Source organism: Conexibacter sp. CPCC 206217 (genome assembly GCF_030646165.1).
GTDB lineage: Bacteria > Actinomycetota > Thermoleophilia > Solirubrobacterales > Solirubrobacteraceae > Conexibacter.
Genome location: NZ_JAUTDO010000001.1, coordinates 89,461 through 103,423 on the forward strand (window position 1 = coordinate 89,461; position 13,963 = coordinate 103,423).

Consider the following 13,963-nt stretch of genomic DNA (forward strand, 5'->3'; position numbering starts at 1 on the left):
CCGGCGCGCGGCCGGCGCGGGTCAGCTTGTGCGAGCCCCGGCACCTCCCCGCTCGAGTGCCCCATGGCCGCCGCCCCCTCCGGTCGCCAGCACGAGGCGATCGCCCGGAGCCAGCACGACGCGCGAGCGGCCGGCGATCCGCTCCTCCTGCTCGCCGTCGGCGCGGATCACCGTGACGTGCCCGGCACGTCCCGTCTCACCGCCCTCCAGCCCCCAGGCGCCGAAGCGCGGATCGGTCTGCTCCATGCCGCACTGGAAGACGATCGGCTGATCGCCGAGCACGCGGAAGACCGCTCGCATCCCCCGCCCGCCGGCGCGCGCGCCCGCCCCGCCGGTCCCGTCGAGCAGCGCGTACTGCTCGACGCGCAGCGGGTACTCCGTCTCGACCACCTCGGCGGGGATCAGCGCCGAGCTCGACAGGTGCGTGTCGACCGCGTCGAGCCCGTCGCGCTGCGGACCGGCGCCGGCGCCGCCGACGACGTTGAGCAGCAGGATCATCTCGTCGCCGGTCTTGCGGCCGGGCGCGGCGCAGGACATCCACGCCGAGCCGACGAAGCAGCCGGCGATCGTCTCCTGCGGGCGCAGCTGCGCGAGGCAGCGCACGAGCACGTCAGCCAGTCGCTGGGACGTGAGGTGGCGGTCGCTGACGGGCGCCGGCCGCGACGGGTTCACGAGCGAGCGCTCGGGCAGCCGGATCGAGATCGGCGCCAGACAGCCCTCGGTCGTTGGGACGCTGTCGTCGAGGATGGTGCGCACGGCGTAGAGGACGGCCGACTGCGTCGTCGCCAGCGGCACGTTGATGCCGGTCGGCTGCTGCGCGACGGTGCCGGCGAAGTCGACCTCGAGCGCTTCGCCCGCGATCGTCAGCGCGACCGCGATCCGCAGCGGCCCGCTGACGTGGACGCCGTCGCCGTCGAGGAAGCCCTCAGCCTCGTAGCGGCCGTCGGGCAACGCCGCGATCGCGCGGCGCGTGGCGCGCGCGGAGCGGTCGATCAGGCCGCTCATCGCGTGGACGACCGCGTCAGCGCCGTGACGTTCCAGCAGCGCGTCGAAGCGCCGCACCGCGGTGCGCGCGGCCGCGATCTGCGCCCGCAGGTCGCCGAGCCCCAGCGGCGCTTGGCGGATGTTGGAGGCGATCACCTCGTAGAGCGCCTCGTTGGGCACGCCGGCGGCCTCCAGCTTGAGGTGGGAGTAGACGACGCCCTCCTCGAAGACCGATTCGTTCGCGGCCGAGATCGAGCCCGGCACGCGCCCGCCCCAGTCGGCGTGGTGGGCGATGCTGCCGGCGAACCCGATCCGCCGCCCGGCGGCGAAGATCGGCATGAAGATGTGGATGTCGGGCACGTGCGTGCCGCCGTCGAACGGGTCGTTGGTGACGAACACGTCGTCCGGGTGGACGTCCTCCCCCCACTTCGCGACGATCCGCTTCAGCGCGTACCCCATCGAGCCGAGGTGCGACGGGATGTGGCCGGCCTGCGCGACGAGCGCGCCGCTGGCGTCGAACAGCGCGCAGGAGTAGTCGAGCAGGTCCTTGATGACGACGGTGTAGGAGCTTCGCAGCAGCGTCGCGCCCATCTCCTCCGCGATCCCCTCGAACGCGTGCCGGAAGACCTCCAGCGCCGGAACGTGGCGCACCGCGGTCATCGTCCGACCTCGATCGCGAGCGAGTGCGCCGCGTCGACGCGCGCGACTGCGCCCGGCGGCAGCACGGTCGTCGTCTCGCGCTCCTGCACGACAGCCGGCCCCTCGACGACGTCGCCGACCGCGAGCGTCGCGCGGTCGAGGACCGCGCACTCGACCCAGCCGTCGTGCGCGAAGTGCACCGCGCGCGTGCCGCCGGCACCGCCTGCGGCGGGCGCGCTGCGCCGCTGCAGGCGCGCCGGATCGACGCCGCGTTCGTGCCACGGGCTCGCCGCCACGAGCCGCAGCGTGACGACCTCGACGGGATCGTCGGGGCTCGCGTGGCCGTACGCGCGCTCGTGCTCGGCATGGAACCGCTGCACCAGCTGCGCGAGGTCGCGGCCGTCGGAGGCGACCGTCAGCGCGTCGCGCTGACCGACGTAGCGCAGCTCGACCAACCGGGTGAACGACGGCGCGCGCTGCTGTCCGTGCTGCTCGGCGTAGGCGCGCAGCGCCTCGCGCTCCAGCGCCGAGAAGCGCTCCGCCAAGCGCCGGTCGTCGAGCTCGGACGCGCGCTGCTCGACGACGGCCGGCCAGGTCTCGCTGAGCTCGGCGCAGACGAGCCCGAGCGCGGAGAAGGTCGACGGCGCGATCGGCACGAGCGCGCGACGCATCCCGGCGGCGCGTGCGAGGTCGCAGGCGTGCAGCGGCCCGCCACCGCCGAAGGCGACGAGCGAGAAGGCCGCCGGATCGTGGCCGGCGTTGACCGAGACGACGCGCAGGCCGCGCTCCATCACGGCGACTGCGACCTCAACGATCGCGACCGCGGCCGCTTCCAGCGGCAGGCCGAGCGGCTGCGCGATCCGCCGCTCGATCGCGGCGGCGGCGGCATCGCGGTCGAGCGCCATCTCGCCGCCGAGCAGTCCGTCCGGGGCGATCCGCCCGAGCACGAGCTGGGCGTCGGTGACGGTCGGCTCGGTGCCGCCGCGGCCGTAGCAGACCGGTCCCGGGAAGGCGCCCGCGCTGCGGGGGCCGACCTGCAGCACGCCCTCGGGGTCGACAGCCGCGATGCTGCCGCCGCCGGCGCCGACGGCGTTGATCGCCAGCGACGCGGCACGGATCGGCATGCGGTCGTGCCCGGACGTCGAGGAGGCGATCGCTGCGCGGCCGTTCGCGACGAGACAGAGGTCGGAGCTGGTGCCGCCCATGTCGAAGGTGATCAGGTCCGCGTGCGCTTCGCCGAGCAGCCGCTGCGCGGCGACGATCCCGCCGGCCGGCCCGGAGAGCACCATCCGGTGCGCGTTGCGCGGCACCGCGGCGGGCGCGATCAGCCCGCCGTTGGACTGCATCACGTACAGCCGCTGCGCTCCCGGCAGAGCCGTCAGCATCGCCTCGAAGCGCTCGACGTAGGTCGCCACGAGCGGGTTGAGGCTGGCGTTGAGCGCCGTCGTGTTGGCGCGCGCGTACTCGCGGATCTCTGGGTCGACCTCGCTGCTGAGCGAGACCCGCACCTGCGGGTGCGCGGCGCGGATCGCCTGCGCGAGGCGCCGCTCGTGGACGCCGTCGCGGTAGGCGAAGAGGAGGCAGATCGCGACCGCCTGCGGCTGCGTCTCGCCAACCCAGGCGACCGCGCGCGCGATCTCCTCCTCGGTGAGCTGCTCGACGACCTCGCCGTCGGCGTCGAGCCGCTCGCGCACCTCGTGCACGAGCTCGCGCGACACCAGCCGCTGCGCCTTCGGCGCAAGCAGGTCGTAGGCCTTGGGCCGCAGCATCGTGCCGATCTCGAGGATGTCGCCGAACCCCGCCGTCGCCAGCAGCGCGGTGCGCGGCAGGCGCTGCTCGATCAGCGCGTTGGTCGCGACCGTCGTGCCGTGCACCACGACCTCGACGGCGCCGACGTCGACGCCATGGCGAGCGGCGAGCGCGGCGAGTCCCTGCTCGGCGCCGTCGTGCAGCCGCTCCGCCACACTCGGCACCTTGTCGACCGACAGCACGCCGCTGTCGAGGTCCACGTGCACCACGTCGGTGAACGTCCCGCCGATGTCGATGCCGACGACGGCCGGCATCAGTCCTGCGCTCCTGCCAGCCAACCGATCGCCTGCGCCCAGAAGCGGTCGTAGCTGGCGTCGGTGACGAACGCCTGCGGTGCCCAGTGCGGTCCGCAGTCGGTCGCGTACGCGAGCGTGCGCCCGGAGCCGTGCGTGCCGACGACCAGGAACGGGTCCTCGCCGACGGTCGCCAGCACCGTGGCGCCGTCGCGCGCCGCGAAGCGGTTGTAGCCGAGGATCTCCGGCAGGGTCTGCGGCAGGCCCGCCGTGACCGCATGGCCGTCGTCGACGATCCGCGGCGTCAGCCCCTGCGGCGCCTCGACGCGGTCGTCGCCCTGCGGCAGCACCGCCGGCAGCACCTCGTGCAGCACGGTGTTGCGGAAGTTCGCCTTCCCGTCGATGCCCTGGAAGGAGAGGTAGCCGCCGACCATCCCGAGGCCGCCGCCGCCGGCGACGTAGTCGCGCAGCAGCTCGAGCTTGTTGGGCGCGCGCTCGCTGCGCTCGAACGTCGCGGGCCCGAGCAGCAGCGTGTTGGCGCCGACGTCGCTGAGCAGGATCGCGTCGATCCGCGCGAGTTCGTCGGGGTCGGTCGGGAAAGCGGTGGCGACGAGGTGGTTGGGCACGAACCGCAGCTCGTAGCCGGCCGCCTCGATCGCCGGGGCGAGCCAGCCGATGCCTTCCTCGTACGTCGTCGTCGTGAAGCTGTCGAAGCCCTTCTGGTGGACGCTGTGCGTCACCCAGGACTCGCCGACCACCATCACGGTCGGGCGTGCGGCGACGCTCATCGCGCGCCCCTCCGCGTCGGGATGCGGATCATGGAGCCTCCATCAGCGATTCGCGGGTCACCAGCGTCGTCGGCAGCTCGCTGACGGCGTCGGGCTGCTCGTCGCGCAGCAGTTGCAGCAGCAGGCGCCCGGCCGCGGCGCCGATCTCCTGCGCCGGCTGGCGGACGGTCGTCAGCGCAGGCACGAAGTGACGCGCAAGCGGGATGTCGTCGAAGCCGACGACGCTCACGTCGTGCGGGACCGAGATCCCGGCCGAGAAGCACCAGCGCAGGCAACCGATCGCCATCAGGTCGTTGGACACCAGCAGCGCGGTCGGCCGGCTCTCGCGCGGGCCCGACAACAGCGCCTCGGCCGCGGCGATGCCGCTCTCGACGCGGTAGTCGCCGGTGAAGCTCGGCACTCCGTCGGGGTCCACCCCAGCCCTGGCGAGACCCTCCCGATAGCCGGCCAGCCGCTGCTCCGCCGTCCACAGCGCAGTCGGTCCCGTGACGATCCCGACGCGGCGATGACCGAACGCGAGCGCCGCCTCGGCGGCCAAGCGCGCGCCGCGGCGGTTCTCGGCGCCGACGAAGGGGACGTTCAGTCCAGACGTGCGTTCGTCGACGACGACGACCGGAGCGGAGCGGGCGAGCTCGTTGAGCGCGCCGGTCGCGGTCGAGGTCCCGGCGATGTAGACGATGCCGTCGAGGCGCCGACTGCGTGCGAGTCGGACGAGGTCCTGCTCACGGCTGTCCTCATAGCGCGCGGTGTGGAGCAGGACGCTGAACCCGTCGTCGCCGACGGCAGCGTCGAGGCCGCCCGCGAGCACGGCGAAGAACGCGTTCTCGGTGTCCGGGATCACGAGCCCGATCGCCTGCGCGCGCTGCCGCGCGAGGTTGCGCGCGTTGTGGTCCGGCTCGTACCCGAGTGTCCGAACCGCTTCGAGCACTCGCCGCCGAACGTCGCCCGAGGTCGGAACGGATTGGTTCAGCACGGCACTGACCGTGCTCGGCGCCACACCAGCGCTCGCGGCCACGTCGCGGATCGTGACACGCCGCATCGCGACACCATCACCATCGTTCTCCGCAGCGCTTCGATCCGCAGTCGACCCAGATGTCACAGGCAAATCACTCCGTAGCAAGGTTCGGAATGCACATTCTCCGAACCGGTTCGGAGCAACCTAGCTCGCTCTGGCGCCGTTGGCAAACGCGGCAGGGAAGCTGGCACGTCCACGCTGGACGCGCGGGCCTTGCAACGGGCGCTCCGCTTCGGAGCCACCGGATCTCCGCCTGCCGGTCTCGGCACCCGCCGTACGGCTGCGCATCGTGCGCGGTTCGACCTGCATGGGCTCTGCGAGGGATTGCGACAGCGTCGAAACCGATCAGCTCGGCGGTCGTGCGCCCACCGCTTGGCGCCGTTGGTCAGCCCGTCGAACTCGTTCTTGCCTGAGGAGGTGACGTCTTCCTGCTCGTCAGATGGTGCCGACCGTCCGCTGCGGCGGTTCAGGGTCTGCTGACAGTTCGCGACGCAAGGCGTCGGTGAGCCCGAGCAGTACCAATCGGCCTCCTCGGCGCTGCGCTGCCGCTATTGCCTCCACGATGACGGCGGCGCATTCTTCACCAAGCCGATCCACGCCGCGGAGGTCAAGGCTGACCGTCGCGAACTCTCTGCCGAATCGCTCCAGCTCGCGACCAAGGCTCTCCGCGATCCCGAAATGCGGTGCGACCAGTGGGCGAAGCACCACCGGCGCGTCCGGCTGATCGAAGCCGAACGAGCAGTCCATCTTGCGCAGCGCCTGAGGCATGAGCCGACCGCTACCCGCTCTCTGGAGGGTCACGTTGCCACGAACTCGATCAGGACGCGGAAGAATCTCGTGACGAAGTCGTCGTAGACGGAGTCCTGGTCGGTCGTCAGAGAGGCGGTCATGGCGGCGGCCTGATTCTTGGTCAGCGGACCCTCGGGGTTGTCGCTGGCCTGCTCCATGTACGGCGGGACCGCCGCGGCGACGACGGCGCTGCGCACGCGCTCGGCGCCGTACTCGGTGAAGTAGCGGGCGACCTCGCCGGCGACGACGCGGTGGCCGGCCGCCTGCAGCGCCGGGATCCGGTCGTTCCACGATTCGCCCGTCAGCGGCCAGCCGTGAATCAGCACGACGGGGCGGCCGCCGTCACCGGTGTCGTCGACGTGCAGCTTGGTGTCCTTGAAGATGCCGTGATGGGCGGTGATCTCGGTCAACGTGGGCTCCGGACTCGGTTGCGGCTGAGCTACCCACACGACCCGAGCCCAACCAGCGGCCGCGCTCGTCGGCCTGCTGCCAAACGACGCCCGCGGAGGCGCGCCGCTCTACGGCATCGCTCTTTCGCGGTCGTCGCGGCTCTTCGCCGGGGAGAACACCGACTCCGTGTCGTGCTCGACTGGCGGCAGGATGAACACCTCGCACATGAGGTCGGGGTCCTGCTGGTTGCCGCTCATGAAACCGATCGGCTTACGGCCGGTGGCGTGTTCGATGACGGCCATGAAACGGTCGCGCATCAGATCCTGAAACGCCATCCGCTGCTCGATCACGGCCGCGCCGCGGCCGCCCTCCAGCAGCGTCTGCTCCACCCGCGAGAAACCGCCACGCAGGACGCAGACGACGAGATCGTCCTGATAGTACGACTTGACCTGCGTCGGGCCACGGCCGTAGTAGTCCTTCAACAGCGCGACAAGACCATCGGATATGGCCGTGAGCACGTCACCGTGCGCACGCTGAACATCGGAAGGGGTCATGTCTGAACCTCGGTCGAGATGCGGCGACCTTACCCGCCGCGCGCTATGGTCATTGGTGATTCGCTCGTTGGGTGTCTGCCCTCTGCCTCGCGCGCTCACTACTCGAGGTCAAGAGAGAAGGGTCCGCATGCCGGTCCCACCGGCACCACTGCACGGCGACGAACTGCTCGACGCCGTCACCCGCGAGATGGTCGCGCTGCACAAGCGCTACTACCACCGCGAACCCGTCACAGCAAGAACGACGCTGCTCGGCGACGACCTGATCGCATGCGTCTTCGGCGGCATCTACACCGACGTCGAGAAGACGTTGATCGAGCTGCAACGCACGACGACCGTGCAGGAGACGCGCAGCGACTTCCAGACCGCGATGCGCGACAGATTCATCGAACACGTCGAACGACTCTCCGGCCGCAACGTGCTCGCATTCATCTCCAACACCCACGTCGGACCCGACATCGAGATCGAACTGTTCATGCTCGGGTCAGCACAGCGGCCCCCAACCTGACGGCTGTCTTGGCGACGGGAGTAGAGTCAACGGCGAAGGGCATCGCCGCGCGGTCGGCACAACGGTCCGGCAGAGCGACGTGACTTTCGGAGCGTTCGCACGTCCACCGCGATCCCGAGAGCCCCATGCCTGACACGTCTCCCGCCACGCACCCGTCGCCGCTGTTCACCGTTGCCAGCGCGCCGGACGGCGCACGCTGGCGCCTCCGGCTCAGAGGAGAGTTCGACGTCGCCGGCCTCGAAGCCGCACAACGAGCGCTGCACGGGGCGCTCGGCGAGCGCTGCACCGGCCTCGTGGTCGATCTGTCAGACCTGACGTTCATGGACTCGACCGGCCTGCGCTTCGTGCTCTGCGCCCAACGACTCTGCTCCGCCGCGGATCGGCCGTTCGCGGTCAGGCAGGGCGGACCGGCGATCCGACGGCTGTTCGAGCTGACGCGCCTTGACACGGTCGTGCCGTTCGAGGATTGACGCGTCTTGCGGCGCGGGGCCGGACTGGTTCGTCCCCGCGGCGGGTACCCCTTGTGCTAAGCGGACGGGACGGCGCGAGCCAGCCCTCGCCGCCTCCTGAGTGCCAGGCAGGACGGATGCGCTCCCCAAACAGGGTCGGCGTCCAGCTCGCCCCGGACGACGTCACCGACGACTGGGGTTCTCGCCATGCCGAGCACGCTGCACCAACCGCGCCACGAACGCCGCGGCCGGACCGCTGAGCACCTGATCACCAGATACTGCCGCACCGGAGACCGGCTCTGCCGCGCGGACGCGATCGAGGCGTACATGCCGCTCGCCCGCCGGCTCGCGCGCCACTACTACCCAGGCCCGGAACCGTTCGACGACCTTCTCCAGGTCGCCTACATGGGGCTCGTGAAGGCTGTCGACCGGTTCGACCCGGACGCCGGTACGCGCTTCAGCTCGTTCGCGATCCCCACGATCACCGGCGAGCTGCGCCGCCACTTCCGCGACACGACATGGTCGCTGCACCTGCCGCGCGGCCTGCAGGAGGACGTCCTGAGAACCAGAGCAGCGACGACCGACCTGACCGAACGTCTCGCCCGCGCCCCGACCGTCTCCGAACTGAGCGCGGCGACCGGACTCAGCACAGAGCAGATCGCGGAAGCGCTGCAGGCGCAGAGCGCCAAACAGGCAGCTTCACTCGACCAACCCGTCGCAACCGACGGCGAGGACGGCGACGCCACCCTCGCTGACCTGCTCGGCGACGAAGACGACGGCTTCGACCTCGCCGAGCACCGCACGACGATCGCGCCGCTGCTGCGCGCGCTGCCGCGACGCGACCGCGAGATGCTCTACATGCGCTTCGCGCAGGACATGACCCAAAGCGAGATCGCCGCCCACCTCGACTGCTCGCAGATGCACATCTCACGCATGCTGCGCAGGACACTCGACCAGCTCGCCACGGCGCGGACCGCCCTGCCAACGATCACCTCCGACGCCGGGAGCGACCATGTCCGCTGAGACGACCCACACCGAAAAAGGCATCAGCCTCGCCCGAGGACCAGCGCTGATCCTCGGCACGATCCTCTTGGCGGCCGGTCTGTACCTCATCTACAAGCAGAACGACTTCACCAGACTGTCGAACTTTCCCGACGGCGACGCCAAGCCCGACGGCGACGTCTTCTTCGGCATCTTCGGCGCCAACGGCTGGACCGGCATGTTCACCGCCATCGCCGGCGGCCTGCTGCTGTTCGGCGCCGCACAGCACCTGCTCGCCAAGACCATGAGCCTGATCGTCGGAATCGCACTCGCCGCCTGCGCGATCATCGCCCTCATCAGCGGCAACGGCGTCCTCGGCCTCGCCGCCGCCAACCACGCCACCGAACTCGCATGGGCAGTCGCAGCAGCCATCCTCCTCTTCAACACCCTCATCCCACGCCGCAAGAAGACCATCGTGGACAGCACGACCGACCAGCGCGGTCGCGGCCTCAGCCGCCGTCAACCACGCGAGCCTCTCGCGTCCCCGACAGCGGACGATCCCCCAGGCGTCGCCGACGGCCCAACCCGCAATCCACGCTAGACGGCGGCCAGGCCCCCGCTGATCGCGGCGATCCGCTCGGCCGCAATCGCGGCGAGCAGGGCCTTCAGCTGCTGCGGCGGCAAACCGTTCGGCACGGCGTAGGCGGCGGGGACGAAGCCCGGTTCGAGCACGTCCCAGTCAACGTGGATCCACACCTCGGAGATGCCGATCATCGGGAGCAACGCCTCGGGCACGGCATCGACCGGCGAGACGATCCGGACACCGTGCTCTGCGAGCAGCCGGCCCTCGGCGTCGTCGATGTCCCGTGCGCCGACCAGGATCACCTGACGGGGGTCGAGGCCCGCGCCGTGCCCGCTGTCCCACAACCCGCATGCGGCGGCGAGCACCATGCCGCCGAGATAGCCCGAAGCGGTCGTGCCGGGCGTGTTGAAGTCGCCGTGCGCGTCGACCCACAGCAGCGTCGCTCCAGGTCGCGCGGTCGCGGCGACCGGCAGGGTCGCCAGGCTGGCCGCACACGTGTTGGCGACGATCAGCGGAGTGCGCTCCTCGCGGAGGCTCCCCGTCACCGCCGCGGCAAGTCGGTTCAGCGTGTCGTTCGCCGCCGACAGGCTCTCGCGCCAGTCGTCCTGCCTCGGTCCGCTCGGGTCACCCACGGTGACCGACGTGATCCCGAGCCGAGCCGCCAGCGCCGCGGACGTCAGCGCCGCCCCCCGCGATCGCGCCAGGGGTGCGATCCGCGACCCGTCTCCGCGAAACGATCAGATCGAAGCTCATGAGACATCCGCTCGCATCATCCGCGCGATTCGTAGACCGTCGCTCCTCGGCACGCCGCGTGGAGAACGTCCCGCTGGCGTCCGCCTCGCGTCGTGCGCGCGTCCTGACAGGGGTGTTGGTTCAGTCGCGGGTGTGGGCGATGCCGCTGAGCCAGGCGCGGGGGCGGTTGGGCGGCAGCAGCATGACGAGCAGCATCACGATCGCGACGACGCCGAAGTAGGTGAAGAGCGAGGCGGTGCCCTCGTTGTTGCCGGTCGAGGTCTGCCCGAACGAGAGGCACGCGAACGTGAACAGCCCCAGCGCGAGACCGGTCAGCAGAAGCGACTTGCGGCGATGCGGCAGGAACTCGCCCCGGACCAGGCTGACGAGCAGGATCACGAAGACGGCGAACTCGAGCACCGAGAGGATCGCCCACAGCGCGTCGACGCCTGGGAACGTCGCGACGAACGTGCCGTCGAACTGTCTCGCGATCCCGGGCGGCGCCTTGGCGTCACCGTCGAACAGCTTCTCCTTGCCGGAGTAGAAGAAGAGCACCCCGACGAGGAAGTACACCGAGACGACCGTCAGCCAGTACGCGACGTCGTCGAAGACGGTCCGTTCGCTCCCCGCCGTCGGTTGCGTGCCGCTCGTCATGACAATCTCCCCTCGCAAGACCGATGGATCCGCCACAAGACTCAGATCCCAAGTTCGCCGCGCCGGGGACCAGGCCTCCTCCGCGGCCAGACCCGGCGCGCAGCCGCGGCGTGACCTGGTCGTGGCCGGCGGCGCTGCTGGGCGGTGTTTGCGCGCTGCCCGCTGGCGTGATCGCGCTGAACGATCCGCAGCACGGGTTGGCGTTCGCGATCGGCGTGCTGCCGGCCGCGCTCGTCGGCGTGCTGCCGAGACGACGCGCGCGGGTCGCGCTGGTGGCGCTGGGCGCGATGATCGGCGCCGCGGTGCTGCTCGGCGGCGTGCTGGCGGGTGCTCCGGTGATCGCAGTGGCGGCACTCGTGGTACTGGGCGTGGCGGCGGCGTGGCTGGGGCGCCGCTCGCGACTGGGCCAGATCGCGATGACGCTGGCGCTGCCGATGGTGGCGATCGGCTTCAGCTTCGACGACGTCAGCGAGGCCGCCGGGCTGGCGGCGCTGATGGTCGCGGGCTCTGCGGTTGCCTGGCTGGTCTCGCTGCCGTGGCCGCAGCGACCGTTGCCCCCGGTATCGGCGCCGGGGGCGCCGGGTGGGGAACCGCGTCAAGCGATGCCGACGCTCGGCTACGGCGTCCGTCTCGGTGCTGCCGGTGCGACGGCCGCCGCGATCGGCTTCCTGCTCGACTTCGACCACGTCGGTTGGGCGTGCGCCGCGGCGCTGCTGGTGATGCGACCCGCGGCAGAGATGCAACGGCTGCGCAGCGTCGGCCGGATCCTCGCCGTCCTCGTCGGCGCGCTGCTCGCGATCGGCTTCGTGCGGCTTGACCCGGCCGACGGCTGGTACGCGCTCGCCGCGATCGCGGCCGTCGCGGGAGCGGCCGGCACGCATCGCAGCCGGTGGTACCTGACGCCGGCGTTCACGACGTTCATCGTCTTCCTGCTGCTGCTCTACGCCGAGCCCCAAGATGCCGGTGCACGTCTCGGCGAACGCGTCGGCGAGACGCTGCTCGGCGTCGGCCTCGCCTACCTCTTCGGTCTCGCGCTGCCCGCGCTCGCACTACGAACGCGACAGCGGAGACCCAGCCGCGAGCATTGACCTACGCGGACCGGGCGCTGCCCGCAGGAATGGGATCAACCGGTGACCCGTCGTTTGGCGTCTTCGAGTCTGCCGAGTTCGACGATCAAGACCTCACCTGGTGTCAGCCAGGCGAACAGCCGAGTGGTTCTGGCGACCCACCCCACGTCAGTCACGAGCGCGAAACGCCTCCGTCCACGGGTCTCGCACGGCTCGGGTCGGTGAGGCGGACCATGCGAAAGCCGTTGAACAGCCCGATCAGGCTGGCGAGCAGCGGGACGAGCAGTGCGACCTGGAGGGCGATCGGCCGTGCGTCGGTGTTGATGCGGAGGATCTCGGCGCGGATCGCTGGCGGCTCGTCGGCCAGTTGCGTCCGCAGCTGGGTGTTGCTCATCACCTCGGCGTCGTCCTCCAGCACCTGCGCGACCTGCTGCTTGGCGCCCTGAGGGAGGACCGTGCTGTCGTTCGTCATGTCGGTGAAGGCGATCGAGAGCGCCGCGAGCATGATCGCGCCGCCGAACGCGAGGCCGAAGGAGAGGCCGAAGGACCCCGCTGCGGAGTTGACACCGGCCGCTTCGCTCACGTGCTCCTCGTGGATCGGCCCCAGCGTGTAGTTGTTGAGCTGCGATACGACGAGGCCGAGGCCGCACCCGGCGAGCGCGAGTGGCGCGGCCAGCGCCCAGCCGGAGTCGGCGCGGGGCACGAGCACGACCACGACCGTGATCCCGATTGCCAGCAGCGCGAAGCCCACGCGCACGATCGCGCTCGGGCGCCGGTTGCCCGCCTTCTTGCCAGCGAGCAGTGCGATGGCGAACATGCTGAGCGACAACGGCGCCAGTGACAGCCCGGCCTGCATCGCGTCGTATTCGAGTACGAGCTGCAGGTAGATCGGCAGTGCGATCACCATGCCGCCGAGCGCGATCTGTTGCAGCAGTTCCTGCGAGACGCCGAGGCGGAAGCGGCGCGAGTGGAACAGGCCCGGGTCCAGCAATGCGGGCCTCCCCTGCCGCGTCCGCCGGCGCAGCCAGCCGATGAGCGCGGCCATCGCTACGACCCCGAGCAGGAGCAGCGCGGCGACCGACTCGCCGCCCTCCTGCCAGACGAGGATGCCGAGCACGAGCCCGCCCATCCCGAGCACGGAGAGCGCGGCGCCGACGAAGTCGGCCTCCCGCGGCCCGTCGTAGGGCACGTCGTGGACGAGTCTGATCCCGCTGAGGACGACGGCGATCACGACGACCTCCAGCAGGAAGCCGACGCGCCAGGAGAGGTAGGTCGTGATGAAGCCGCCGAGCAGCGGCCCGACCGCGGCGGCGACCGACGCCGCCGCGGCGACGAGCGCGTAGGCCTTCGTGCGCGCGGTGCCTGAGAAGTTGCCGTGCACGAGCGACTGCATCGCCGGCAGCAGGAGCGATGCGCCCAAGCCGCCGACGATCGCCCAGAAGACGATGACCGCGGTCAGTCCCTGGGCGAGCGTCATCGCGAGCGCTCCGACGGCGTAGGCGAGCAGGCCGACGACGAATGCGCGCTTGCGGCCGAACAGGTCGCCGAGCTTGCCGCCGATCAGGATGAACGCGGCCGAGACGAGCGCCTCCAACGCGATCGCTCCCTGTACGCCGCTGACCGTCGTGTCGAGGTCGTGCACGACGGCGGAGATCGAGACGTTCATCAACGACGTGTCGACGACGAGCACGAACATCGCCATCGCGAGCAGGATCGCGAGCCGCGGCGTGCCGACCGAGACATCTGAATCAGGTCTGGTGTCTGGCTCCACGAGCCGCTCCTGAGGCACGC

General features: G+C 70.9%; 15 protein-coding genes. 5 read left to right on the top strand and 10 right to left on the bottom strand.

What is annotated here, in order from left to right:
* Positions 1-21: 21 nt before the first annotated feature.
* The 7 genes from Q7L65_RS00385 to Q7L65_RS00415 form a co-directional block, all read right to left on the bottom strand.
* Positions 22-1,644: a hydantoinase B/oxoprolinase family protein gene (locus Q7L65_RS00385; RefSeq protein WP_304718222.1), complete on the bottom strand. Its 1,623-nt coding sequence runs from the start codon at positions 1,642-1,644 to the stop codon at positions 22-24.
* Positions 1,641-3,686 (bottom strand): hydantoinase/oxoprolinase family protein, encoded by a 2,046-nt coding sequence (locus Q7L65_RS00390; protein WP_304718223.1) that lies wholly within the window; start codon positions 3,684-3,686, stop codon positions 1,641-1,643. The genes Q7L65_RS00385 and Q7L65_RS00390 overlap by 4 nt, the downstream gene beginning before the upstream one ends.
* Positions 3,686-4,453, bottom strand: coding sequence for a glutamine amidotransferase (locus Q7L65_RS00395; RefSeq protein ID WP_304718224.1), 768 nt, complete (start codon positions 4,451-4,453; stop codon positions 3,686-3,688). Before Q7L65_RS00395 ends, Q7L65_RS00390 begins: the two co-directional genes overlap by 1 nt.
* A 28-nt stretch (positions 4,454-4,481) precedes the next feature.
* The gene (locus Q7L65_RS00400; RefSeq protein WP_304718225.1) at positions 4,482-5,492 is read right to left on the bottom strand and encodes a LacI family DNA-binding transcriptional regulator; all 1,011 of its coding nucleotides are present in this window, start codon (positions 5,490-5,492) and stop codon (positions 4,482-4,484) included.
* A gap of 411 nt (positions 5,493-5,903) precedes the next feature.
* Positions 5,904-6,236: an STAS domain-containing protein gene (locus Q7L65_RS00405; RefSeq protein WP_304718226.1), complete on the bottom strand. Its 333-nt coding sequence runs from the start codon at positions 6,234-6,236 to the stop codon at positions 5,904-5,906.
* A 29-nt stretch (positions 6,237-6,265) separates the two neighbouring features.
* On the bottom strand, positions 6,266-6,667 hold the full coding sequence (locus Q7L65_RS00410) for an alpha/beta fold hydrolase (protein ID WP_304718227.1): 402 nt from the start codon (positions 6,665-6,667) through the stop codon (positions 6,266-6,268).
* A gap of 108 nt (positions 6,668-6,775) precedes the next feature.
* Positions 6,776-7,201, bottom strand: a complete 426-nt coding sequence (locus Q7L65_RS00415) for a Na-translocating system protein MpsC family protein (RefSeq protein ID WP_304718228.1) — start codon at positions 7,199-7,201, stop codon at positions 6,776-6,778.
* Between the two features lie 127 nt (positions 7,202-7,328).
* Here Q7L65_RS00415 and Q7L65_RS00420 point away from each other — a divergent pair, with 127 nt between their 5' ends.
* The 4 genes from Q7L65_RS00420 (at position 7,329) to Q7L65_RS00435 (ending at position 9,737) form a co-directional block, all read left to right on the top strand.
* Positions 7,329-7,706, top strand: coding sequence for a Na-translocating system protein MpsC family protein (locus Q7L65_RS00420; protein WP_304718229.1), 378 nt, complete (start codon positions 7,329-7,331; stop codon positions 7,704-7,706).
* A gap of 125 nt (positions 7,707-7,831) precedes the next feature.
* Positions 7,832-8,176 carry an STAS domain-containing protein gene (locus tag Q7L65_RS00425; RefSeq protein WP_304718230.1) on the top strand — a complete coding sequence of 115 codons (345 nt, stop codon included), beginning with the start codon at positions 7,832-7,834 and terminating at the stop codon, positions 8,174-8,176.
* 186 nt (positions 8,177-8,362) lie between these two features.
* Positions 8,363-9,178, top strand: a complete 816-nt coding sequence (locus Q7L65_RS00430; protein ID WP_304718231.1) for a SigB/SigF/SigG family RNA polymerase sigma factor — start codon at positions 8,363-8,365, stop codon at positions 9,176-9,178.
* The gene (locus Q7L65_RS00435) at positions 9,168-9,737 is read left to right on the top strand and encodes a hypothetical protein (protein ID WP_304718232.1); all 570 of its coding nucleotides are present in this window, start codon (positions 9,168-9,170) and stop codon (positions 9,735-9,737) included. Before Q7L65_RS00430 ends, Q7L65_RS00435 begins: the two co-directional genes overlap by 11 nt.
* Here the strand turns inward: Q7L65_RS00435 and Q7L65_RS00440 are convergent.
* Entirely contained in the window at positions 9,734-10,351 is a 618-nt protein-coding gene (locus Q7L65_RS00440) for an arginase family protein (RefSeq protein ID WP_304718233.1), read from the bottom strand. The genes Q7L65_RS00435 and Q7L65_RS00440 overlap by 4 nt on opposite strands.
* 241 nt (positions 10,352-10,592) lie before the next feature.
* Positions 10,593-11,105: a hypothetical protein gene (locus tag Q7L65_RS00445; protein WP_304718234.1), complete on the bottom strand. Its 513-nt coding sequence runs from the start codon at positions 11,103-11,105 to the stop codon at positions 10,593-10,595.
* Between the two features lie 110 nt (positions 11,106-11,215).
* Here Q7L65_RS00445 and Q7L65_RS00450 point away from each other — a divergent pair, with 110 nt between their 5' ends.
* On the top strand, positions 11,216-12,193 hold the full coding sequence (locus Q7L65_RS00450; protein ID WP_304718235.1) for an FUSC family protein: 978 nt from the start codon (positions 11,216-11,218) through the stop codon (positions 12,191-12,193).
* A gap of 151 nt (positions 12,194-12,344) precedes the next feature.
* On the opposite strand, the gene Q7L65_RS00455 is transcribed toward Q7L65_RS00450, so the two are convergent.
* Positions 12,345-13,943 (bottom strand): MFS transporter, encoded by a 1,599-nt coding sequence (locus tag Q7L65_RS00455; protein ID WP_304718236.1) that lies wholly within the window; start codon positions 13,941-13,943, stop codon positions 12,345-12,347.
* Between the last annotated feature and the right edge of the window lie 20 nt (positions 13,944-13,963).

Bases quoted from the DNA above. Each gene is read 5' to 3' on its own strand.
- Q7L65_RS00385 (WP_304718222.1), bottom strand. From the start codon at position 1,644: ATGACCGCGGTGCGCCACGTTCCGGCGCTGGAGGTCTTCCGGCACGCG.
- Q7L65_RS00390 (WP_304718223.1), bottom strand. From the start codon at position 3,686: ATGCCGGCCGTCGTCGGCATCGACATCGGCGGGACGTTCACCGACGTG.
- Q7L65_RS00395 (WP_304718224.1), bottom strand. From the start codon at position 4,453: ATGAGCGTCGCCGCACGCCCGACCGTGATGGTGGTCGGCGAGTCCTGG.
- Q7L65_RS00400 (WP_304718225.1), bottom strand. From the start codon at position 5,492: ATGCGGCGTGTCACGATCCGCGACGTGGCCGCGAGCGCTGGTGTGGCG.
- Q7L65_RS00405 (WP_304718226.1), bottom strand. From the start codon at position 6,236: ATGCCTCAGGCGCTGCGCAAGATGGACTGCTCGTTCGGCTTCGATCAG.
- Q7L65_RS00415 (WP_304718228.1), bottom strand. From the start codon at position 7,201: ATGACCCCTTCCGATGTTCAGCGTGCGCACGGTGACGTGCTCACGGCC.
- Q7L65_RS00420 (WP_304718229.1), top strand. From the start codon at position 7,329: ATGCCGGTCCCACCGGCACCACTGCACGGCGACGAACTGCTCGACGCC.
- Q7L65_RS00425 (WP_304718230.1), top strand. From the start codon at position 7,832: ATGCCTGACACGTCTCCCGCCACGCACCCGTCGCCGCTGTTCACCGTT.
- Q7L65_RS00430 (WP_304718231.1), top strand. From the start codon at position 8,363: ATGCCGAGCACGCTGCACCAACCGCGCCACGAACGCCGCGGCCGGACC.
- Q7L65_RS00435 (WP_304718232.1), top strand. From the start codon at position 9,168: ATGTCCGCTGAGACGACCCACACCGAAAAAGGCATCAGCCTCGCCCGA.
- Q7L65_RS00445 (WP_304718234.1), bottom strand. From the start codon at position 11,105: ATGACGAGCGGCACGCAACCGACGGCGGGGAGCGAACGGACCGTCTTC.